Source organism: Oxalobacteraceae bacterium OTU3CINTB1 (assembly GCA_024123955.1).
Lineage (GTDB): Bacteria > Pseudomonadota > Gammaproteobacteria > Burkholderiales > Burkholderiaceae_D > Rugamonas.
Window position 1 is genome coordinate 4,098,676 of sequence record CP099652.1, and the last position, 22,110, is coordinate 4,120,785.

A 22,110-nucleotide genomic window follows, 5' to 3' on the forward strand; every position below is an offset into this window, starting at 1 on the left:
GCATCGAAGTTCATTGGGACGCCTGCGGGTGGATCAGGATAGCTTCGACGGCCGCCACCACGCGCTCGACGTCCTCAAACGTCATCGCGTGGAACATCGGCAAGGTCACCGTCAGGCGGCCGACGCGTTCGGCGACCGGGAACATGCCTTCCGCGTAGCCGCGCGCGCGGTACAGGCTGAACAAATGAATCGCCGCGTAATGGAAGCCGGTGCCGATCCCCCGGCGCGCCATCGCCTCCATGAAGTCGGCGCGCGTGGACGCCCCCCGGTCGGGCAGGATGATCTGGAACAGATGCCAGTTGCTGTGGTCGAAATCGGCCAGCGGCAGCCGGGCGCCGCTCGCGGCTTCGAAGCCGTCGCCGAAGCGGGCGAAATAGTGGCGCGCCAGCGCGCGCCGGTGCGCGGTGACGGCCTCGATGTTGGCGAACTGGCCCAGGCCGATCGCCGCCATGATGTCGCTCATGTTGTGCTTGCCACCGGGAAGATCGACATCGATGCCGTCGACACCGCTGCGGGTGACGCCCTGCAGGCGGTGCCTGGCCGCCAGCGCCGCCTCGTCCGCGTCGTTCAGCACCAGGCAGCCGCCCTCGCCGGTGGTCAGGTTTTTATTGGCTTGAAAGCTGAACGACACCAGATCGCCGAACGCGCCGATCCGCCTGCCTTGCCAGCGCGAGCCAAACGCCTGCGCGGCGTCCTCCACCACGCGTAGCCGGTGGCGCGCGGCGATCGCGTACAGGCGCTCCATGTCCACCGGCAGGCCGGATAAATGCACCGGCAGCAGCGCACGCGTGCGCGGCGTGATGGCGGCTTCAAGTCGATCGAGATCGATGTTGCGGGTGGCCGGATCGATATCCGCGAACACCGGCGTGGCGCCCACGGCGAGAATGACATTGGCGGTGGCCGGCCACGAGATCGGCGTGGTGATCACCTCGTCGCCGGGGCCGATGCCGGTCACGCGCAGGGCTATCTCCATGGTGCTGGTGCCGGAGTTGAAGGTCAATACGGGCCGCCCGCCAAAATATGCGGACAGACGCTCCTCGAACTCGCGTACTTTGGGGCCGCTGGTGATCCAGCCGGAGCGCAGCACGTCGCCCACGGCGGCGATGGTGCTCTCGTCGATGGTGGGCCGAGAGAACGGCAGGAAAGGCAGCTCGCGCGTCATGGGCGATAGCCACCAACGCGGGGCGCGCGTTCCGGTGCGATGGTTAGTTGTTTGGTCGAGCTGAAAATACGCGGGAACCGCATGATTGTCTCTCCGAGTGCCGAGGCTGGGAGATCATCATCAGGCTAGTTCACTTACTGGACACTTACCGGGGGAAGTGATTGACTCTCCCCCGGCCGTCCCTCACGCCAGCTTGAACGGCATGTCGCGCAGCGGCTTGCCGGTCACGCGCGCCAGCGCATTGGCGAAGGCCGGCCCCAGTGGCGGCAGGCCCGGCTCGCCGATGCCGGTCGGCGGTTCGGCGCTCGGCACGATATGCACGTCGACCGCCGGCATGCTGGGCATGCGCGGCACCGCGAAATCGCCGAAATTGCTTTGCTCGACCACGCCATCCTTGAGCGTGATCGCCGCGCCGGGCAGGCACATCGACAAGCCCATCAGCGCCCCGCCCTGCACCTGCGCCTCGATGCTGCGCGGGTTGACCGCCAGGTTGCAGTGCACGCCGGCGGTGACGCGGTGCAGCACCGGCTCGCCCTCCTTGACCGACGCCTCCACCACATACGCCACCACGCTGTCGAACGACTCGTGCACCGCCACGCCCCAGGCGCGTCCCGCCGCCAGACGGCGTTTGCCATAGCCGCTCTTGTCGACCGCCAGCTGCAGCGCGGCGCGGTGGCGCGCCTGCTTCGGGCTGAGAAGACGCATGCGATACGCCACCGGGTCCTGTTTGGTCATGCGCGCGATCTCGTCGATCAGCGTCTCCATGACGAAGGCGGTGTGGTTGGAACCAACGCTGCGCCACCACAGGACCGGCACGTTCTGCTTCGGATGGTGCACGGTCAGGCGCATCGGGAATGGGTACGGATCGCGCATACCTTCGGTGGCGGTGCCGTCGATGCCGTTCTTCACCTGGAACGGCTCGAACGGCGAGCCGGCCGTGATCGACTGGCCGACGATGGCGTGGTCCCACGCCAGCACGTTGCCGCTGGCGTCGAAGCCGATGTGGGCGCGGTGCAGGTGCATCGGGCGGTAGTAGCCGCCGCGGATGTCGTCCTCGCGGCTCCACACGGTGCGGATCGGCGCGACCACGCCGGCCGCCCGGGCGGCCTTGGCGATCTCGCACGCCTCCACCACGAAGTCGTTGGTGGGCACGGCGCGGCGGCCGAAACCACCGCCTGCTACCGCGACGTTCATCTTGACCTTGTCCTGCTTGAGGCCCAGCACGCGCGCGGCGGCGGCCGCGTCGAGGCCCGGCATCTGGGTGCCGGTCCATATTTCGCCGGTGCCGTCGTCCAACTTGACGGTGCAATTCAGCGGTTCCATCGGCGCGTGGGCGAGATACGGGAACACGAAGTCCGCCTTGATGCTCAGCGGCGCGCCGGCCAGCGGCGCCATGTCGGCGTCGAACTTGCGGTTGCCGGGCTGGCCGGCCAGCGCGCGGTACTGGGCGAGCTGCTTTTCGCTGTCGACCTTTTCGACATCGTCGCTGTTCCACTCCAGTTTCAGGGCGTCGCGCCCGCGCTTGGCGTTCCAGTAGCCATCGGCCACCACGGCCACGCCTTCCGCGCCACGGTCTAGCGGCACGCGCAGCACCGCGCGCACACCCTTGATGGCGCGCGCGGCGCTGTCGTCGACCGATTTAATGCGGGCGCCGAACACCGGCGGCCGCGCCACCACCGCCGTCAACTGGCCATCAAGATGGGTATCGATGCCGAACGCCTGCTTGCCGCTGCTCTTGGCCTTGGCGTCGATGCGGCCGGTGGCGCGGCCGATGATGCGGAAGTCCTTGGGGTCCTTCAGCACCACCTTTTGCGGCACCGGCAGCGCGGCGGCGTCCTGCGCCAGCTCGCCATAGCCTATTTGACGCCCGCCCGGCCCCAGCACCTTGCCGGCGCGGGTTTGCAAGGTCGCCACGTCGACGTTCCAGCGTTGCGCGGCGGCCGTCAGCAGCATCGCGCGGGCGCGCGCGCCCAGTTCGCGGTACTGGGTATAACTGTGCTTGATGGCGCCGGAGCCGCCGGTCATGTGCATGCCGAACACCGGATCGATATACGCCGGATCGTCGGTGCCCATCCGCGCGGTGACGAGCGCCCAGTCGGCGTCGAGTTCCTCGGCCAGGATCATCGGCAGCCCGGTCTGCACGCCCTGGCCGAATTCGAGCCGGTTGATGGTGACGGTGACGACGCCGTCCGGCGCGATCCGGACGAAAGCCAGCGGCTGCCCGGTCGGTTTGAGGCCGGTGGCCTCCTGCGCCAGCGTCATGCCCGGGAACGTCCCCAGCGCCAGGCCGGACAAGCCCATCACCTTGAGGAAGGCGCGGCGCGGAGGACTGGCCGAGGCCAAGACGGTGCCCTGCTCGCGCTCGATCATGTTTTGCAGCGTGCGCGGCAATTCCATCGGATTGAAGTTGGTCAGCATGATGGTTCCTTTAAGCGAGGGTGCGGGCGGCGTCGGCGACGGCGGCGCGGATGCGGGCGTAAGTGCCGCAACGGCAAATATTGCCGGCCATGGCGGACTCGATCTCGGCGACGGTCGGCTGCTTCCCGCGCGGCAGCGTTTTGAGGAAGGCGATCGCGCTCATGATCTGGCCGCTCTGGCAGTAGCCGCACTGCGCGACATCGTGCTTGACCCAGGCCGCGTGCACGGCCTTGCCGACGCGGTCGCTGCCGTCGGTGGCCGCTTCGATGGTGGTGATCTTCTTGCCGTCGGCGGCGGAGACGGGCGTGACGCACGAGCGGATCGCCTGGCCGTCGAGGTGCACGGTGCAGGCGCCGCACAGCGCCGCGCCACAGCCGAACTTGGTGCCGGTCAGACCGAGCGTGTCACGCAGCGCCCACAGGATGGGCGTGTCGGCGTCGACATCGATGTCGCGCGCGTTGCCGTTGACATTGAGGGTGGTCATGGTAAGCGTATCTCCAGTGAAATTTTATCCACTGGAAGTATGACTTTGGCGGTCCTGAAACCGGTTGCCGAATCCGACCGATATCTTGCCTAAAGCGATGGTTTTCCATCCGCCTGCCGTATCCTGTTCAATCAAAAACCAGCAGCAAGCTGATCATGGCATGGCGAGCCCAAGGCCGTCGGCGACCTGTTCGCGCAGCACGAACTTTTGTATCTTGCCGGTCACCGTCATCGGGAAGGCGTCGACGAACACGATATAGCGCGGCACCTTGTAGTAGGCGATCTGCCCTTCGCAGAAGGCGCGGATCTCGTCGGCGTCGGCCTGCATGCCCGGCCGCAGGATAACGCAGGCGCACAGCTCCTCGCCGTATTTTTTATCGGGCACGCCGACGCACTGCACGTCCTGGATTTTGGGGTGCCGGTACAGAAACTCCTCGACCTCGCGCGGATAGATATTCTCGCCGCCGCGAATGACCATGTCCTTAGAGCGGCCGACGATGGTGGCATAGCCATCTTCGTCGATGACGGCCAGGTCGCCGGTATGCATCCAGCGCGCCGCGTCGATGGTTTCGCGGGTCTTTTCGTCGTCGCCCCAATAGCCGAGCATGACCGAGTAGCCGCGCGTGAGCAGCTCGCCCTTGACGCCGCGCGGCACGATGCGGCCGGAGCCGTCGACGATCTTGACCTCCAGATGCGGATGCACCCGGCCGATGGTGGCCACGCGCAACGCGACCGGGTCGTCGATCGAACTTTGGAAGCTGACCGGCGACGTCTCGGTCATGCCGTAGGCGATGGTGATCTCGCTCATGTGCATGGTGCCGATGACCCGGTTCATCACCTCGGTCGGGCAAGGCGAGCCGGCCATGATGCCGGTGCGCAAGGTCGACAAGTCATAGTGGCCGAACTCCGGATGGTCGAGGATGGCGATGAACATCGTCGGCACGCCGTGCAAGGCCGTGCAGCGTTCGGCCTGCACCGTCTCCAGCACCGCCTTGGGATCGAAACCCTCGCCGGGAAACACCATGGCGGCGCCGTGCGTGACGCAGGCCAGGTTGCCCAGCACCATGCCGAAGCAGTGGTACAGCGGCACCGGGATACACAGCCGGTCGTCGGCGTCCAGGCGCATCGCCTCGCCGATGAAGAAGCCGTTGTTGAGGATGTTGTGGTGGGTCAGGGTCGCGCCCTTGGGCGCGCCGGTGGTGCCGGAGGTGAACTGGATGTTGACCGGGTCGTCGAACTGCAGCCCGTGCTCCACCCGCGCCAGGTGCGCGAGCTGTTCGTCGGTGGGCGGCGCGAGCAACGCGCTGAAGTTGAACATGCCCTCAGTGAGCTCATCGCCCAGCCGGATCACATGCCGCAGATGCGGCAGCCGGTCGGATTGCAGCGCGCCGGGCTTGGCGTGGTGGATGGCCGGCACGACGTCGCGCACGATGGCGATGTAGTCGCTGGACTTGAACGCCGGCGCCAGGATCAGCGCGCTGCATTGGACTTTGTCGAGCACGTATTCGAGCTCCGAACGCCGGTACGATGGATTGATGTTCACCATGATGAGACCGGCCCTGGCGGTGGCGAACTGCACCAGTACCCACTCGGCGCAGTTCTGCGACCAGATGCCGACGCGGTCGCCCGGCCGCAGGCCCAGCCTGAGCAAGCCGGCGGCGACGCGGGTCACCCGTTCGTCGAACTCGCGGTAGCTCCAGCGGACGTTTTGATGCGGCACCACCACGGCGTCGCTGTCGCCGTGGCGCGCGGCGACCGAGGCCAGATACGGGCCGATCGTCACACCGATGAGCGGCACGTCATGGGCGCCGTGAACGTAGCTCAAATTTTGCTGCATAAAAATCTCCTCGTGGCCAGGTACCAGTCATTTTGTGAACTGCGCTTGCAATGATTGCTGGTCGATTTTTACGTTTACGTAAACGTAAGTCAACAATCAGCGTAGCACAGAAGTTTTGACCGCATTGCCAATGCGGCGACAATCGGACGGTGGTTTGGTAGTTGTTTTAGTGCAACGTTTAAACTTCTACGACGTTAATTGTCGAGGCTGTTACATTTCCGGGCCGATGTACCGACTACGATGGGACACACGCTCAAAAAACGGTCGCCGTGCTGACGCAAAGACCATAAAGACAACCTCAAGGAGACGAGTATGAAACAACTGCTGAAGTCGATGTCCGTCGCGGCCTGCGTGCTGGCCCTGCACATTCCGGTGCTGGCGGCAGACGACCGGGGCACGGCGGCCGAGGCCACCGCGCTGGTGCAACGCGCCGCCGAATATCTGAAGGCCAACGGTCCGGCGAAATCCTACGCCGCCTTCAACGACACGGCAGGCCCGTTCAAGGACCGCGACTTGTACGTGTTCGTCATGGACATGAACGGCAAGATGCTCTCGCACGGCGCTAACGCCAAGCTGATCGGCAAGGACTTGACCGCCCTGAAGGATTCGGACGACAAGCTCTTCATCAAGATGATGCTCGACGTCGCCAAGGCCAAGGGCAAAGGCTGGGTCGACTACAAATGGCCGCATCCGGTCACCAAGGCGATCGAACCGAAATCGACCTATGTCGAGAAGGTCGACGAGCTGGTGATCGGCTGCGGCATCTATAAACAATAAACGGGCCGTCATGACTCCTGCAGGCGCCGGATGTCCCTCAGCGGCGGCGCGCCGAACAGCCGCGTGTACTCGCGGCTGAACTGGGAGGCGCTCTCGTAGCCCACCCGCACGGCGGCGCTGCCGGCGTCGATATCCTCGTTCAGCATCAATTGCCGCGCGTCCTGCAAGCGCAGCTGTTTCAAGTATTGCAGGGGGCTCATGCCCGCCACCTCTCGGAAGTGCTGGCGGAAAGTGGACGGGCTCATGTGCGCCTGCGTGGCCAGGTCGTCCATCGGAAAATTCTTCGTGAAATGCTGTTTCAGCCAGGCGATCACTCTGGCGATCTGCTGGCTCGGCGAGCCGGCCATGACCAGGCGGCGCAAGGTCGGACCGTGTTCGCCCGTGAGCAGGCGGACGGCAATCTCCTGCTGCACCAGCGGTGCCACCAGCGGTACCAGTGCCGGCTCGCGCAGCAGGCGCAGCAGCTGGATCAACGCGCGCCGCAGGCCGGCGTCCGGCGTGGCGACCGTCAGCCCCAAGGACGAGCCGGTCGTCGCCGGCGTGGGGAAATCCATGGTGGCGGCCACCTGCCCGATCACGCGGGCATCGAGTTGCAGCCATAGGCCCAGATACGGCTCGGCCAGGCTGGCGCTCGTCACATAAGTAACCACCGGCAGGTCGACCGAGGTCACCAGGGTTTGCCCCGGCTTGAAGTCGTAGATGTCGGTCCCCAGTGTCACCCGCTTTTCGCCCCGCACCGCCATGCCCAAGCCCATGCCTAAAATGCAGGGCATCGGGTCGGTCGCGGCGCTGCGCCGGTACACCATGAGCTCGGGCACCGGGGTGGCGTAGTCGCCATCGGTTTGGGCAATCTCACTGATCAGTTCGGCCAAATCGTCTTCCGCCGCCGACGGCTTTTCCACTCCAACATTCATCGCATCCTCGCGTTCAAGCCAACCTCCCGGAGCGTAGCACGGCTTGCGGGCCGGTTTTCCGGCCTGCGCGACGACTCGTCAAATCAGGCAAAAAGCCCATCGGATCCGGCAACCGGTTTTCACCGGCGCGGCGCCACAATGTCGGCACTCAGCAACAATCACCGCCACGGCCACCGACAGGATCAACGATGAAAAAAGTACTAATTATTAATGCGCACCAGTTTTACGAAGGCTTCGCCCCGGGCAAGTTGAACCAGAAGATGGCCGGCGTCATCAAGGAAGAAATGGCGCAACGGGGTTACGAAATCGTGGAAACGTCGATACAGGAAGGCTACGATATCGCCGGGGAAGTGCAAAAACACGTCGACGCCGACCTGATCGTGCTGCAAACGCCGGTCTACTGGTTCGGCACGCCGTGGATCTACAAGAAATATGTCGACGAGGTGTTCACCGCTGGCCTGGTGCACCAGAGTTTGCTGACCGACGACGGACGCACCCGCGACGATCCGAGCAAGCAGTACGGCAGCGGCGGCAAGATGCACGGCAAAAAGTACATGCTGTCGCTGACGTGGAACGCGCCTGCGGCGGCCTTCGGCGACCCTCGCCAATCGCTGTTCGATGGAAAAAGCGTGGACGATGTCTTTGTCGCCAACACCGCCAACTACAAGTTCTGCGGTGCCGAGATCCTGCCCTCCTTCTCCTGTTTTGACGTGGTGAAGCAGGCCGATGTCGAAGGCGATGTCGCGCGGCTGCGCAAACACCTCGCCGGGATCGGATTCGACGACCATCTCTGATGCGCTCTCCAGCACTCCGACACTTGCCGAGGAATATCGCGCGGCCTATTCAACTTCCAATTCGATGGAATCATTCTGCTGCTCGTCCGCCGCAGCCATCTGATAGTTCAGCCATTCATTCGCCACGGCGGGACTCTCTGCGAGGCGCTTCTCGAGCGCGATAGTTTCGCGGAACTCCGCTGCGATCGCAGCCATCGTCCAGCTTGCATTGACACCTTGATGATCAAGATAACCGCGAATTTCACTGAGCGGCACCTTAAAGAATTCCTTACGTGGATTGACCTTGTTGACTTGTGCGCGCACGAACACTTTGTGCAACTGCGCCTCCAGACGCGGAGCGTCCTCCGACCAAATCATCGCGTGTACATCGAAGCTGAACGGGACGCTCGCATCCCCCAGTTCCTTAACGCGGTCAAGTGGCTCAAGTCGACGCGTCATGCCAAGCTTGTACATGTGTTCGCCGAAGCTGCCAACGTTCGATATGACATAGACGTGGCCGGCCTTCGTTTGCTGAGCCATCGAGAGGGCTCGTTGCCCCCGCGATTCGGCTTCTGAAAGTTTGGCTTGCAGCTCAAGAAGCTGTGCCTCAAAGACCGATCGCTGCTCGTCATTCGCCTTCGCTACCTGCGCCTGGACGCGCGCCATCGCCTTCTGAAGCGCCTCCTCCTCTTTTTCGGCGTTCCGCAACGCGCGCTCAATCTCGCGCCGCGCCTTTTCCTCTTCACGGATCTGCTCGCGAATGCGTCGCTGTTCCTCCTTGTCTCGTTCTTTGAGCGCCTGAACCAGGCTCGCATAACGGAGTTCATCAAGTCGGGTCGACAGGAAGGACTCACTCACCCGAGCATTGCGGAATGCTCCGCCATTGTGGTTGACCATCGCGTATGCATCGCGTATCTGCTGATCCAAGGTTCCGAAGTTGTCAGACTTTACCCGCGACAGAATAGAATCTACACGTCCGTTGAACGCGTCAATGACAAAACGGATGGCGGTATCGCGCCTGTGTGGCTCAACATAGTCGCAAATCGCAGCCTGCTTCTCCTCGACCATGCGTTTGGTGCGTTCCCGCGAAAGACGCAATTGCTGTCCGGCGTCCTCAAAGCCGTATTCCTCTGCAAGATCATCTAGAAGACTGAACGACGGCTGTAGATATCGATCACCATATCCCTCGACGACATTGCGCATCGCATTAGCGACCTTGGCGATCGAATCGGCCTCGTTCAACGCTCTGAACGCATCACCGGCGATTTCTTGCGCCCTCTCCTTGGCCGCCAGGACGATGCTCTCCGACTGCCGGGCCGCGTTAGCGAGAAGAGATTCGGCCTCTTGCTTGCGGGTTCGGCTCGCGTTTTCGGCAAATGATCTAAGATTTGCGGCTTCGACTTGCGCTGCAGCCATGACTGCAGCGGCGCGCTGGCCGGCATCTTTCTCCACCTGCCGCGCATCCGCTTGCGCATTCGCAAAAAACTCGGAGGCCTGGATACGGATCTCCTCGGCCTTGCGGCTTGCGTCGCGAACTTGCTTGAAGGGCGATAACGACGCAATCTCTGCTTGGCTAGCGGCGTTTGCAGTATCGAACGCGCGGCGCATTTGCGCCACCTCTCGATCGTGCTCAGCGTTCGCCGCCGCGTGCGACGTCTCGGCTGCATGGATTTTTGCTATCGACCGACGGCGCTCATAAAACAAGACTCCAATCAATACGAAGCAAATAAGAGATAGCGCAAAGCTCATCGTGGCCTTTTGTTATGAAATTTTAAAGGTCACATGATACCGAGCAATTCAAAGCGGATTCTCGCCAATTGTTACAGATGGGAAAATGATGAGTGCAAATCGGAACAACTTTTCCTGTGCGGTTTCGAAAGCGTGTAACATATAATCCACAATTGAGCTGCGCATCGATCACGGCCCCGGCTACCGTGTTTACTATGCTAGAGCCGGAGAAAAACTTTTGCTGATACTGGCCGGTGGCGATAAACGCAAGCAGCAGACGGACATCGATACTGCGGTCGCATATTGGAAAGATTGGAATAGGAGAACCGCATCGTGAAAAAATCATCCCGACCACACGACGAGACGGTAGTAGAGATGCTGCGCGAAGATCCTGCTTTTGCAGATGAATACTTGGCCACGGCGATGGAGGAAGTCGATCAGGCTGGTGGACGCCAAGCGCTACTCGCTGCGTTACGCCATGTCGCGGAAGCTCAAGGCATGGCCTTGGTCGCCGAACGTGCAGGCATTCCACGCGAAAGTCTCTACCGTGCACTGTCCCCTAATGGCAACCCGACCGTGAAAACGCTGCTGGCTGTGCTTAATGCTGCGGGCCTGAGGCTGGGCGTGCATCGAGTTGTGAGCGTGTGATGATTGCCCCTCCCAAGTTGGTCGCGACGTCGCAGGCCTTAGACCGGCTTATCAGCCGCGGCCGCGACTGTCGGCAACGCCACCTCGCTTGAACGATGGGCGCGGTGAATCGCGTGCAGCGCCAGGCCCGATACGATGCAGATACCGGCCATCAGCATGAAGAAACCTTGCGGCGTGACCAGCTCCCACAGCGCGCCGGCAAAGCCGGACAGCAGGTTGCCGGTGAACGAGCAGAAGAACCAGGCGGCGATGGTGGTGGCGGCGAAACGCTTGGGCGCCAGGCTGGCGAACAGACCCAGCCCGACCGGAAGAATATACAACTCGGCCAGCGTGAAGAGGCCGAAGAAGGCCACCAGCCACAGCCAGCTGATGGCAAAGCCGCCGGCGCCGCAGACGACGATCAACGCGGCCAGCATGGCATAGGCGGCGCCGACGCCGAGGGCGCCCATGCTCATGCGTTCGAGCGCCGGCGTTGCCCTGCCACTGGCCGCGCGGCGGTTCCAGACCCGCACCAATAGCGGACTGAGCAAAATGACGAACATCGGATTGAGCGATTGGAACCAGGTGACGGGTATCGTCATCCCGAACGCCTGGCGCTCTACCGCCGTGTCGGCCCAGACGGCAAAGGTGTTGCCGGTCTGCTCGTAGGCGATGCGGAACAGCATGACGGCAAGCGCGACGCCGACCAGCATGCGGATGCTGCCGCCGCCGCCGCCCTCCGCCACCGGCGCCTGCCGGTCGGCCGTTCTGGAGACCTCGGCGGGCAGATGCTTGCCGCCCAAAATGTAGATCGCCAGCCCGAGGCACATGCCGATGCCGGCCGCGCCAAAACCGTAGTGCCAGCCGTACACCTCGCCGAGCGTGCCGCAAATGAGCGGGGCGAGCAAGCCGCCGAGGTTGACGCCCATATAGTAGACGTTGAACGCGGCGCCGGCGCGCGGATCGCCCTTGGGATAGAGCAGCGGCACCTGGCTGGGCAGATTGGGCAGGAACAGCCCGTTGCCGATCGCGATGACGACCATGGCCGGGAAAAACAGGGCTTCGAACGCCATCATGAAGTGGCCGACGGCCATCAGCGCGCCGCCGGCGACGACGGCCGTCCTGCGACCCAGCCAGCGGTCGGCGATCAGGCCGCCGAAAATCGGCGTCAGGTAGACGCCGGCCGCGTAGGCGCCGAACACGATCGAGGAGAACGCCTGCGTGTAGTGCAGCTCCTTGGTCATGTAGTAGATTTGCAGCGCGCGCATGCCGAAGAACGAAAACTTCTCCCACATCTCGGTCAGGAACAGAATCGTCAGCCCCTTGGGCTGGCCGAACCAGGTGCCGTTGTCACGCATACCGGGCGTCAGCATGGGAAGCGCGCCGGGCTGATACGGGCCGGATCGAAGCCGGACAAGGCCGGCAAGACGCCGGCGCCTTCGCCCAACAACACCGATGCGTAATAGCGGCCGGCGCCGGGCGCCGACTGGATGCCGTAGCCGCCCTGGCCCGCCGCCCAGAAAAAGTCGGGGACCTTGGGGTCGTATCCGCCCACCAGTTCGCCGTCGGCGACGAAGGTGCGCAGGCCTGCCCACACGTGCGCCGGGCGGCGGATGCGCAGGGTCGTCATGCGCTCGATGTTGTCGATGGCGATGGCGATGTCGAGCTCCTCGGCCTGCACGTCGTGCGGGGCGACCGGGTCGGCGTTGCATGGCGAGCCCAGCAGCATGCCCGCGTCCGGCTTGATGTAGAACGATTCCTGCACATCCAGGAACAGCGGCCAGTGCGACGAGGCGATGCCCTCGGGCGGCGCGAACAGGAAGGCGGAGCGGCGTTTGGGCACCAGGCCGACCGGGTCGGCACCCGCCATCCGGGCGACGGTGTCGGCCCAGGCGCCGGCGGCGTTGACGATCACCGGAGCCTGGAAGACGCTGCGCGCGGTGGTGACGGTCCACTGGCCGTCGGCGCGGCGCAGGCCGGTGACGGCGGCGTCGTAGACGGTGCGTCCGCCGTGCTGGCGCGTGCCGCGCAGGAAGCCCTGCAACAGCGCATCGACGTCGATGTCCGAGGCGTCCTGTTCGAGCACGCCGCCGATGACGTGGTCCGCACGCAGCACCGGCAGGAATTCCAGCGCCTCGCGCGCGTCCAGCCGCCGCGCCAACGACGAGGTGGCGCGCACCGCAGCCTCGTGGGCGTCAAGCTCGGCCTCCTGGCCGGGCCCGGCGAACACGAAGGCGCCCCGTGGCGTCAGCAGCGGGTGTTCGCAAAAGCCGGCCGGCGGGTTCCTGAAGAAGTCGATGCCGGCGCGGCTCAGCGCGCGAACCTGGTCCGGCCCGTAGCTTTCCATGAACAGCGCCGCCGAGCGTCCCGTGCTGTGATAGCCCGGCTGCGTTTCGGCCTCCAGCACGATCACGCGCGCCTGGCGCGACAGCCAGTAGGCGACCGAGGCGCCGCCGATGCCGGCGCCGATCACGATGAAGTCCGCGGTTTCCTGACTCATACGACTCCCTATATTTTCGAAATAAGAAAATTTTCTATATACGAAAGATAGGTGAGTATGGAGAAGCGCGCAAGCGTTTTTTGAATTGACGCGCGAGCGTTGCCGATTGGCCGGCATGACGCCGCCTGCCGCCCGTAGAATGCGGCGGAAATCGTATTTCAGGAGTGGAAATTTTGGACGCGGTCACACGGCGCCCGTACCCGGACGGCGCTACTTCCTGGCTTTTTTGACGACCGCCGGCTGCGCCGGCGGCGCTTCCATCAGCGCGGTGTACATGGCTTCCTGGTTCGGCTCGTCCGAGGTGCACACCGACAACACGCGGCAGCATCCTTCGCCGACGGCGATGTAGGCGTGCGCCATGCCGCTGTCGAAATAGATCGAGTCGCCCGTCTCCAGCCGCGCCGGCGCGTACAGGTCCGTGTACAGGTCGACCGTGCCCTCGAGGACCATGGCGAACTCCTCGCCGGGATGGCTGATCATCTCGCCGAACTCGGCAAGCGAACGGGTGTGGATCTCGGCGATGATGGGCACGGCGCGCTTGTTGAGCAGATCCGCCGCCGGATACAGATGCGAATAATTCGGCGTGTTGATGGCGTAGCCGGTGCCGCGCCGGTTGATGCTGCGGCGCCCGCTGGCGGCCGGCGCCGCCGGCTTGCCGACCGCCGCCGCGCCGCTGAACAGCTGCGAAATGTCGACCTCGAGCGCGTTGCAAATGCGCAGCAGCTTGTCGTAGCTCAGCGACATCTTGTTGTTCTCGATCTTGGAGATGGTCGACATCGGCATGCCGCTACGGGCGCCCGCCTCGATCAGGGTCAAGCCGCGCTCCTTGCGGATGCGCCTGAGCGACTCGCCCAGGTCGCCGTCCCGTTCCGTGCCGTGCGTGCTCGCGCGTTTAGTGGCCATGCATATTCCCTGTAAGAGCGCTTATTATAGACGCCCTTGCCCGGATTGAAAACTCGGCGCCCCGTTTTCCAGGATGCTAAATTCCTGCCGCGCCATGCGGGTTCGCCATCCGAGGCCAATGGTCGAGCGGGAACAGCCGGTACGGAATGGCCGCGAAGTCGAAATCCATCGCGCCGGGCGTGCTGACGTAGTACACCTTGCGCGCCAGCGACGCGAAATCGGCGTAAAAGTGCTGGGTCGATTTCACCACGACGAAAGCCTTGTCGGCCAACCCGATGCCGATGCCGGTGAAGGCGTCGGTGCCGTAGGTTTGGGTGCGGATCGACGACAGCAGCAGGTGCAGGCCGTTGGCCGCCTCGACCCAGACGCAGTCGCCCAGCCGCTCGCGCGCACCCAGCGCGCCCTGGCTGTGATTGGCGACAACCGCGCGCACGGTCACGCGCAAGTCGACCGGCTGGCCGGAGGCCGGTCCGCACTTGCCGCCGATGCGCAAGTCCAGCTGCGCGCCCACGCCCGCGCTCCTGCAAATGTGTACTGCGCCCAAATCCCAGATCGCGCCGAGGGCGACGTTGGCAATGCCGCGTTCGATCAGCCGGCGCAGGATGAAGGTGCTATCGCCTGCCGCACCGCCGCCAGGATTGTCCGAAATGTCGGCCAGCACCACCGGACCGGTTCCCGGCGCAAAATCGCCCGCGCCTTCGAGCGCGTCGTCGAGCGCCGCATCGATGCCGACCACCTCCGGCCCGCTGCGTTCGCGCAGCGACCAGAACTCGCGCCCGAGCCGGTCGGCCACCGCGCGCGCCAGCGCCGGATCGTTGTCGGTCACCACCCACAGCTTGGCGCCCGCCTCCGGCACGTCGCCCCACGGAAAACTGTGCCCGAGCGACACGGACAGCACGCCCGGCTCGCGCTCGGCCTCGCCCATGCGCGCGACGAAGCCGCGCATCGGCTCCTTCGTGGTGTGCCACAGGCCCATCATCTTGCAGTCGAACACGGCGGTGACGGGACGCACGCGCCGCAGCGCCGTGTCCAGCAGCAGCCGGTACAACTCAAGGCCGCGCTCCTCGGTGTCGGTGTGCGGATATTCCTTGAAGGCGATGACCACGTCGGCCGCCGCGTGCAGCTGTCGCGTGAAATGGCAATGCAGGTCGAGCTCGACGCCGACCGCCACGTCCGGACCGACGATGCCGCGGATGCGCGCCGTCAGGTCGCCCTCGCAATTATCATGGCCCTCGGCGACCATGGCGCCATGCAGCAGCAGTTGCACGGCGTCGACCGGCAGCGCCGCGCGCAAGTCGGCCAGGATCTCGTCGCGCAAAGCTTCGTACACATGGCGCACCGTGCGCCCGCCCGGCTGCGCCAAGGTGCACAGGCTTTCGACGACCTCGCCGCCGTCGCCCTCGATCAGGCCGCGCAGGAAGCGCATGAACGATCCCGTGCCCTCCGGGTCGCGACGGCTGGCGTCGCCGTGGAAGATGCCGATGCCCTCGAAATCGCCCAAGCCCGTCGGCGCGGCGGCGAAGGTGTTGGTCTCGGTGGCGAAATGGGCAATGAAAAATTTCATGCGCTGCTCCGGTAGCTGTCGTCTGGATTTAATAGTTGAGGTTCCACGTCATCAATTGGCCGACCACGCCGATCCAGACCACGCCCAGCAAGGCCAGCGCCACCAGCACGGCCCACGCGCGCGTCAGGCGGGTGGCGCCGGCGCGCGGCATGCGCCACGCCACCCAGACGCCGACAGCGGCCGCGCCCACGGCCAGCAGGCCGCTGACTTCCAGCAGGCCCACCACCCAGTCGATCGCCGTGCGGTAGACGCCGACGTCGGTACTGAGCAAAGGCATGATCAGCAAGAACCACGCGCCCAGGTACAGCAAGGCCACGGCGACCGCGCCCCGTTGCAGCGCGCGCAGCCTGCGCACCTGAGGCGTGGCGCCGCTGGTGGCGCGGTCGGCGCGCCGCAACATCGCGCCCAGCGGCCATACGAGCAGCGCGCACAACAACATCGCCACGGAAAACACCAATACCCCAAGGTTGAGCGCCGACGAACGCAGCACCGAACCCTCTTGCAGCACCGATACCGGATTTTCGCTGTCGATGACGGTCTTGACGCCGTCCACCTCGGTCAGCATCAGCATCTGCTGACCACCAACCTTGCGCCAGCGCTGCGGGCCGGTTTCGCGGTAGGTGGCGATGCCGCCGGTCGCTTCCGGCGCCGTGATGGTGCCGTCCGGATTAGCCGTGATGGTGCTCTGCTGCAGCAGATAGAGCAGGCTCAGGAAACCGTGTTCGACCCGGCGCGAACTCTGGTAGCTGCCGGCGATGCGCTGCGCGTCGGCCACGGCCGAGGCGAGCGCGGGCTCGATGGCGGCCGGCGCTGCGGGGAAGTAGCGGTCCATGAAGCCGTCGAACAGCTCCTTGCGCGCGCCGTACACGGCGTCATCCTTGCCCCGGCTGTTGAAGGTGAAGAAGATGCCCACGCCCTCCCCCGGCAACAGGTTCATCTCCGTGTGGTAGACGATGGTGTCGCCGCCGTGGCCGATCACTTCGCGGCCGTTCTGCGTGCCACGGAAAAAGCCGTGCGCCATCACGCCGAAACCGGGCGGGGCCGATTCGCTGGGACTGTGCATGCGCGCCGTGGTGGCGGCGTCGAGGATGCGAACGCCATCGACCGCGCCCTGGCCCAGGTGGGCCAGCATGAAGCGGGACATGTCGGCGGCGGTGGTGGTCACCGAGCCGGCCGGCGCCGTGATGACCAGTTCGAATTCGGACGGTGGCTCGCCGGTGGTGCGGTAGCCCTTCGACAGCCACCCCGGGAAACCCTTGGGCAACGGCTGGACGAAGGTCGAATGCAGCATGCCGAGCGGGCGGAAGATGTGGTGCTCGACGTAAGCCTCGAACGGTTCGCCCGAGACGCGCTGGACGATATAGCCGGCCAGCGCGACGCCGTAGTTCGAATACGCCGGCACCGTGCCCGGCGCGAACAGCATCGGGCGCGGATGCTCTTTTAAATAGCGCTCGGTGGTCTGCGCCTGCGCCGGATCGAAGCCGAGCAAGTCCTTGATGCCCTCCTCGAAGCCGGCGCGGTGGTTCATCAAATGGCGCATCGTCACCGGTTTGCCGAAGCGCTCGTCGATCTTGAAGTCGAGGTAATCGTTGACGCTGCGGTCGAGATCGATCTTGCCATGCCGCACCAGCTGCATGACGGCGGTCCAGGTGAACAGCTTGGACGTCGAGCCGGGCCGCACCAGCGAGGTGGCCGGGTCCATCGGCACGGCGGCGGCGACGTCCGCCAGGCCGTAGCCCTTCTCCAGCAGCACCTTGCCGTCCTTGACGACGCTGATCACCATGCCGGCGATCTCGCCGCTTTTGAGCGCGTAGGGTACCCTGCCGTCGAGCCAGGCCGACAGGTCGGTCGCGTCCAGCGGCTTGCCGGGGGCGGCGACCGCCCCGCCGCCGCCCGGCGCCGACGCCGTTGGCGCCGCCGGCATTGGCGGCATGGGCGGCACTTGCGGATCGATGGCCGGGGCTTGCGCCGCCGCGCCCAGCGCCAGGCTCAGCATGAGTGCGGCGGAGAAAATGCTGCGTAGTTTCATCGGGTGGTCCTTCGCGCGGATCAGTAGTGTGGATTAAAGCTCAGCAGGTGGTGATACCAGCCGATCGCCACCAGCACGGCGAACGACAGCACCCACAGGACGGCCAGCGCCTTCGCCGCCCTGGCGCCGCCGGGGAAGACGGCGCGGGCATGCCACAGCGCCGCCAGCAGGCCGCCGACGAAGGCCAGGAAGGTGCAAGCCTGCGCCAATAGCAACAACACGCTGGGGTCGAGTTCCTCGGTCATGGCGACCGTGGCCGTCCACAAGCCGATACTGACGAACACCAGCCAGCTGGCGACCCGTACCCAGGTCGCCGGGCGCGGCGGTGGCGGCCCGGCGTGGCGGCGCCGCTGCAACGCGGCGACCGGCCACGCCAGCGCCGTCAAGGCGGCCACGCCGAGCGCGCCCAGCAGCACGATCAACGCGGTGGTGCCGGCCATGAACGGCACCGGTTCGAACACGAAGGCGAACGCATAAGGCTCCAGCCCCCAGCGCACGACCTTGCCATCCTTGACGATGGCCTGCAGGCGCCGCTTGCCGTGCTCCTCCTGCCACAGGAACGGGCGCACCTCGCGGAACACGCCACGGCTGCCGCCGATTTCGATCGCCACGCGGCCCTGTTCGATCGCCGCCACCCGCAACGGACTGAGCAGTTGCAACAGCGACAGGAAAGTCGAGTCCTCGCGCCGGGTGGTGCGGTAGGCGCCGGCCAGCATGGCGGCGTGCGCCTCGGCCGTGGCCAGGTCGACACCCGGTCCGGGCGGCGGACGCGTGTCGGGCAAGTAGCGATCGGCGAACTCGCGGTACAGGTGCTCGCGCAGCCACTTGCCCTGGTCGTGGCGGCCGGGCGAGTTGACCGACACATACAGGCCGAGGCCGTCGTCAGGCAGCAGGATCAGGTCGGAATGGAACATATTGGTGTCGCCGCCGTGACCCACCGCGCGGTGGCCGTTCATGTCCTGCTGGTAGAAACCGAGGCCGATGCCGTTGAGATCCGGCATGGCGAGCGTGATGTTGGTCTGCATCAGGGCGACCGTTTCCGGGCGCAGGATGCGCTTGCCGTCAAGCTCGCCCTGGCCGAGGTAGGCCAGCATGAAGCGCGACATGTCGGCGCCGGTCGCCGCAAGACTGCCTGCCGGCGGCATATTGACCACTTCGAAACCCTTGGGCTCGTCGTCGGCGCTGGGAAAGCCGCGCGACATCATCTTTTCCAGGGCAGCCGGCAGCGGCTGGCGGAACGTCGCGTGGCGCATCCCGAGCGGCGCGAAGATGTGCTGTTCGATGTAATCGTCGAACGGCTTGCCGGAGACGCGCTGGACGATGTAGCCGGCCAGCGACGTGGCCCAGTTGGAATAGCCGGCGGTGGTGCCGGGGTCGTACAGGTAAGGCGGGATGTAATCCTTGAGCACCTTGCCGGTGTCGGGCGTGGGGGCGTCGTAGACGATCAGCGCGCGGCCCGCCTCCTCCAGGCCGGTGGTGTGGGTCATCACGTGGCGCAAGGTGAGCGCCTTGCCGTTGCGCGAAGGCACCTTGAAGTCGAGGTAGCGGTTCAGGTCGGCGTCCAGGTCGAGCTTGCCCTGCTCCACCAGTTGCATCACCGCCGTCCACGTGAACAGTTTGGAGATCGAGCCGGGCCGGAACAGCGTGGCGGCCGGGTCGACCGGCACCGATTTGTCGCGGTCGGCGTAGCCGTAGCCTTTTTGCAGCAGCGGCTTGCCGTCCTTGACCAGCACCACCACCGCGCCGGGCACGCCGGCGATGCGCAAGGCGGTCGGCATCATGCCGTCGAGCCAGGTTTCGGCCTCATCCGCCGTCAGCGCCCGTGCCTTGGGCGGCGCCGGCATCGGTGTCGCCGGCGCCGGCGCGGAAGGCGCCACCGCCGTCGCCGGCGTGGTCGGCGGCGATTGCGCCAGCGCTGTCACGCAGCAGGCGGCCAGAGTCAGCGCGGCCAGCGCGGCCAGCCATTTCACCATCGACGGGCCGGCCATCAGAAAGCCCTCGACAGGTTCAGGCCGAAGGTGCGCGGCTGCACCGGGAAGGCGCGCAGCGGCCCGCCGAACGACGTCAGCGCGGTGTCGGCGCCGCTCAGCGCGCGCTTGTCGGCCAGGTTGCGGACATAGGCGCCAAGCTCCCAACCGTCCAGATCCACGCCTGCTTGCAGATCGACCAAGGTGTAGCCGGCCATGCGGAAATTCGGGATCGACGTGGTGGGCGTGTCGAAGCCGGCGTTGCGCGAGCCGACCTGGCGCAGCGTCACGCCGACATAGGCCGGCTTGCCGGCCGGCGCGAAATCGTAGCGCCCACCCAGCATCGTCGACAGCCGGGCCGAGTTCGGCAGCCGCTCGCCCGAGGCGCCCAGCGCCGGGGCGTCCTCCTTGAGCTTGGCGTCGGTGTAGGCCAGGCTGCCGTCGATGCTGAAGCGCTCGTCGACCTTGTAGCGCAGCGCCAGTTCCAGCCCGCGCGACTCCGCCTTGCCGGCGTTGCCGGTGAGCGTGGTGGCGCCGACGGCGATCGGTTGCTGCAGCTTGTTCCAGCGGATGTCGAATAGCGCCAACTCGACCGACAGGCGCTTGTCGAGCAGATCGGCCTTGTAGCCCAGCTCGTAGCTCCACAAGGTGTCGGCGGCGAACGACAGCGGCGCGCCCGGCACCACGGTACCGTTCTGGTCGATCGCGGGCGGATTCGGCCCGCCGGGACGGTAGCCGCTGGCGGCGCGCGCGTACACGCTGCTGACCTTGTCGAGCGAATAGCGCGCGGTGGCCAGATAGGTTTTGGAGCTGTCCTTGCCGGGCGACTCGAAGTCTTTCACGCCATTGGTGACGGTGCCGTAGACCTGGCGGTTGCGGGCGGCGCGCGCGCCGACGGTGAGCGACCAGGCCGGCGTCGGATTCCATGTCAGGTCGCCGTAGACGGCATTCTCGATGAAATTCGACGGCTGGCCGGACGTCACCAAGGTCGACTCGGCACCGTCCTCGGTCTGCGCCCACAGCCGTTGCTCGCGGTTGCCGGTTTCCTTGTTGTGGTAGTAGCCCAGCAGCCATTCCAACGGTCCGCGCGCCGACGTCAGCCGCGCTTCGGCGGTGCGCTTGCGCAGCTTGATGGCGTTGTCGAGCGCGCCGAAGTTCAGGCCCTCGGCGCCGAGGATCTCGGTGGCGTCCAGCGCGGTATCGGCCTTGAAGCGCTGGCTCGATCCGATCACATTGAGCCTGGCCCAGCCGAGGTCGTACTCGATGTCGCCGGAGAACAGGCCGGTCTTGATGGTGTAGGGTTCCGGCCGGTAGAGCCGGTGCGTCAGGTCGCCGTGCAGCGGCTGGCCGGTGGCGGCGTCGTACTGGACCAGATTGGTGCCGTTGCGCTCGATGTTTTGCTGCGTCGCGGTCAGGCGCACACGCAGCGCCCGGCTCGGGTCGAATTGCAGCGAGGCGCGCGCGCCGCGCGTGGTGCCGTCGTTGACGTGCTCGCCCGTGACGCGGCCGGTCGCGCGCACGTAGCCGCCGTCGCGCTGGTTGAAGGCGGCCACGCGCAGCGCCGCCACGCCTTCGCTGAGCGGAATATTGAGCACGGCGTTTTCCGTGTGACCGAGTCCGCCGTCCTTGCTCTCGCGCAGCGCCAGGCCGGCCTTGCCGGAAAAGCCCGTCGCGTCCGGCTCGTTGGTGACGTACTTGAGCAGGCCGCCCATGGCGCCGGCGCCGTACAAGGTGCCCTGCGGGCCGCGCAGCAGTTCGACATGGTGCAAGTCGAGCAGCGACAGGTCCAGCGCGGACACCGCCTCGCCGACGAAACTGGTGCTCGAACCGAAGGCCACCTCGTCGACATAGATGCCCACCGTCGGCGCGCCCATGCTGCCGACCGACACGCCCCGGATATTGACCTGGCCGCGCCCGGGGCCGCCGTCGCTGGCGACGAACACGCCCGGCAGCGAGCCGACGTAATCGGTCAGCGAGGCGGCCCCGGAGCGCTCCAGCGTCTCGGCGCCCAGCGTTTCGACCCGCAGCGGCACGTCGCGCACCGGCTCGCGGCGGCGCGTCGCGCTGACGGTGACGACGTCCATCCTGGCGCCCGCGTTGGCGGCGGCGGCCGGCTCCGGCTCGGCGGCCGCACCGGCCTGGGCCAGCGCTTGCGCGCATCCCAGCGAGAACACCGAAGCCATGGCCAGGGAGAGCGCGCGGCGGCGCGGCGGACCGCCCGCCGGGGCATTCCTTTGCGCAACGTCGTGTGGGGAGGACTTCGACAACTTCGATACGCTTGGGTACATGATGCACTCCTGGAGATGGGACCGCCGTCAATCCGTTTTCCAAATATTACATTATTTTCCATAATTTGAACAAATGGAAAATATGAATATTTTTTTCTATTGTGGAAAACTGGCACGCGGCCCAGCGCCATGCTCCAGGG

General features: G+C 65.6%; 16 protein-coding genes and 1 pseudogene. 4 read left to right on the forward strand and 13 right to left on the reverse strand.

Features of this window, described 5'->3' with window-relative positions; translation table 11 throughout:
• Positions 1 to 10: 10 nt before the first annotated feature.
• From NHH73_17725 to NHH73_17740, 4 genes are all read right to left on the reverse strand, one after another.
• Positions 11 to 1,162 carry a DegT/DnrJ/EryC1/StrS aminotransferase family protein gene (locus tag NHH73_17725; protein USX24458.1) on the reverse strand — a complete coding sequence of 384 codons (1,152 nt, stop codon included), beginning with the start codon at positions 1,160 to 1,162 and terminating at the stop codon, positions 11 to 13.
• Between the two features lie 183 nt (positions 1,163 to 1,345).
• Positions 1,346 to 3,580: a xanthine dehydrogenase family protein molybdopterin-binding subunit gene (locus tag NHH73_17730; GenBank protein ID USX24459.1), complete on the reverse strand. Its 2,235-nt coding sequence runs from the start codon at positions 3,578 to 3,580 to the stop codon at positions 1,346 to 1,348.
• A gap of 10 nt (positions 3,581 to 3,590) precedes the next feature.
• Complete coding sequence (locus NHH73_17735) at positions 3,591 to 4,064, reverse strand: (2Fe-2S)-binding protein (protein ID USX24460.1); 474 nt, start codon at positions 4,062 to 4,064, stop codon at positions 3,591 to 3,593.
• 153 nt (positions 4,065 to 4,217) lie between these two features.
• The gene (locus tag NHH73_17740) at positions 4,218 to 5,900 is read right to left on the reverse strand and encodes an AMP-binding protein (protein USX24461.1); all 1,683 of its coding nucleotides are present in this window, start codon (positions 5,898 to 5,900) and stop codon (positions 4,218 to 4,220) included.
• Between the two features lie 312 nt (positions 5,901 to 6,212).
• Between NHH73_17740 and NHH73_17745 the strand changes: the two genes are divergently transcribed.
• Positions 6,213 to 6,677 (forward strand): cache domain-containing protein, encoded by a 465-nt coding sequence (locus NHH73_17745; GenBank protein USX24462.1) that lies wholly within the window; start codon positions 6,213 to 6,215, stop codon positions 6,675 to 6,677.
• Positions 6,678 to 6,685: 8 nt separating this feature from the next.
• On the opposite strand, the gene NHH73_17750 is transcribed toward NHH73_17745, so the two are convergent.
• Complete coding sequence (locus NHH73_17750) at positions 6,686 to 7,591, reverse strand: AraC family transcriptional regulator (protein USX24463.1); 906 nt, start codon at positions 7,589 to 7,591, stop codon at positions 6,686 to 6,688.
• A gap of 188 nt (positions 7,592 to 7,779) precedes the next feature.
• Between NHH73_17750 and NHH73_17755 the strand changes: the two genes are divergently transcribed.
• Positions 7,780 to 8,385, forward strand: coding sequence for an NAD(P)H-dependent oxidoreductase (locus NHH73_17755; GenBank protein USX24464.1), 606 nt, complete (start codon positions 7,780 to 7,782; stop codon positions 8,383 to 8,385).
• Between the two features lie 45 nt (positions 8,386 to 8,430).
• On the opposite strand, the gene NHH73_17760 is transcribed toward NHH73_17755, so the two are convergent.
• The gene (locus NHH73_17760) at positions 8,431 to 10,113 is read right to left on the reverse strand and encodes a DUF4041 domain-containing protein (protein ID USX24465.1); all 1,683 of its coding nucleotides are present in this window, start codon (positions 10,111 to 10,113) and stop codon (positions 8,431 to 8,433) included.
• 154 nt (positions 10,114 to 10,267) lie between these two features.
• On the opposite strand from NHH73_17760, the pseudogene NHH73_17765 reads away from it, so the two are divergent.
• Both NHH73_17765 and NHH73_17770 read left to right on the forward strand, forming a co-directional pair.
• Positions 10,268 to 10,429: pseudogene (locus NHH73_17765) on the forward strand (type II toxin-antitoxin system RelE/ParE family toxin).
• Between the two features lie 38 nt (positions 10,430 to 10,467).
• Positions 10,468 to 10,740, forward strand: coding sequence for a putative addiction module antidote protein (locus tag NHH73_17770; GenBank protein ID USX29650.1), 273 nt, complete (start codon positions 10,468 to 10,470; stop codon positions 10,738 to 10,740).
• Positions 10,741 to 10,778: 38 nt separating this feature from the next.
• On the opposite strand, the gene NHH73_17775 is transcribed toward NHH73_17770, so the two are convergent.
• The 7 genes from NHH73_17775 to NHH73_17805 form a co-directional block, all read right to left on the reverse strand.
• Positions 10,779 to 12,092, reverse strand: coding sequence for a peptide MFS transporter (locus NHH73_17775; protein ID USX24466.1), 1,314 nt, complete (start codon positions 12,090 to 12,092; stop codon positions 10,779 to 10,781).
• Positions 12,086 to 13,219, reverse strand: coding sequence for an FAD-binding oxidoreductase (locus tag NHH73_17780; protein USX24467.1), 1,134 nt, complete (start codon positions 13,217 to 13,219; stop codon positions 12,086 to 12,088). The genes NHH73_17775 and NHH73_17780 overlap by 7 nt, the downstream gene beginning before the upstream one ends.
• A gap of 210 nt (positions 13,220 to 13,429) precedes the next feature.
• Positions 13,430 to 14,122 (reverse strand): XRE family transcriptional regulator, encoded by a 693-nt coding sequence (locus NHH73_17785; protein USX24468.1) that lies wholly within the window; start codon positions 14,120 to 14,122, stop codon positions 13,430 to 13,432.
• A 76-nt stretch (positions 14,123 to 14,198) separates the two neighbouring features.
• Complete coding sequence (locus NHH73_17790) at positions 14,199 to 15,686, reverse strand: M81 family metallopeptidase (GenBank protein USX24469.1); 1,488 nt, start codon at positions 15,684 to 15,686, stop codon at positions 14,199 to 14,201.
• Between the two features lie 28 nt (positions 15,687 to 15,714).
• Positions 15,715 to 17,715 carry a serine hydrolase gene (locus NHH73_17795; protein USX24470.1) on the reverse strand — a complete coding sequence of 667 codons (2,001 nt, stop codon included), beginning with the start codon at positions 17,713 to 17,715 and terminating at the stop codon, positions 15,715 to 15,717.
• A 20-nt stretch (positions 17,716 to 17,735) separates the two neighbouring features.
• Positions 17,736 to 19,703, reverse strand: a complete 1,968-nt coding sequence (locus NHH73_17800) for a serine hydrolase (GenBank protein ID USX24471.1) — start codon at positions 19,701 to 19,703, stop codon at positions 17,736 to 17,738.
• Entirely contained in the window at positions 19,703 to 21,970 is a 2,268-nt protein-coding gene (locus NHH73_17805; protein USX24472.1) for a TonB-dependent receptor, read from the reverse strand. Before NHH73_17805 ends, NHH73_17800 begins: the two co-directional genes overlap by 1 nt.
• Positions 21,971 to 22,110: the final 140 nt, after the last annotated feature.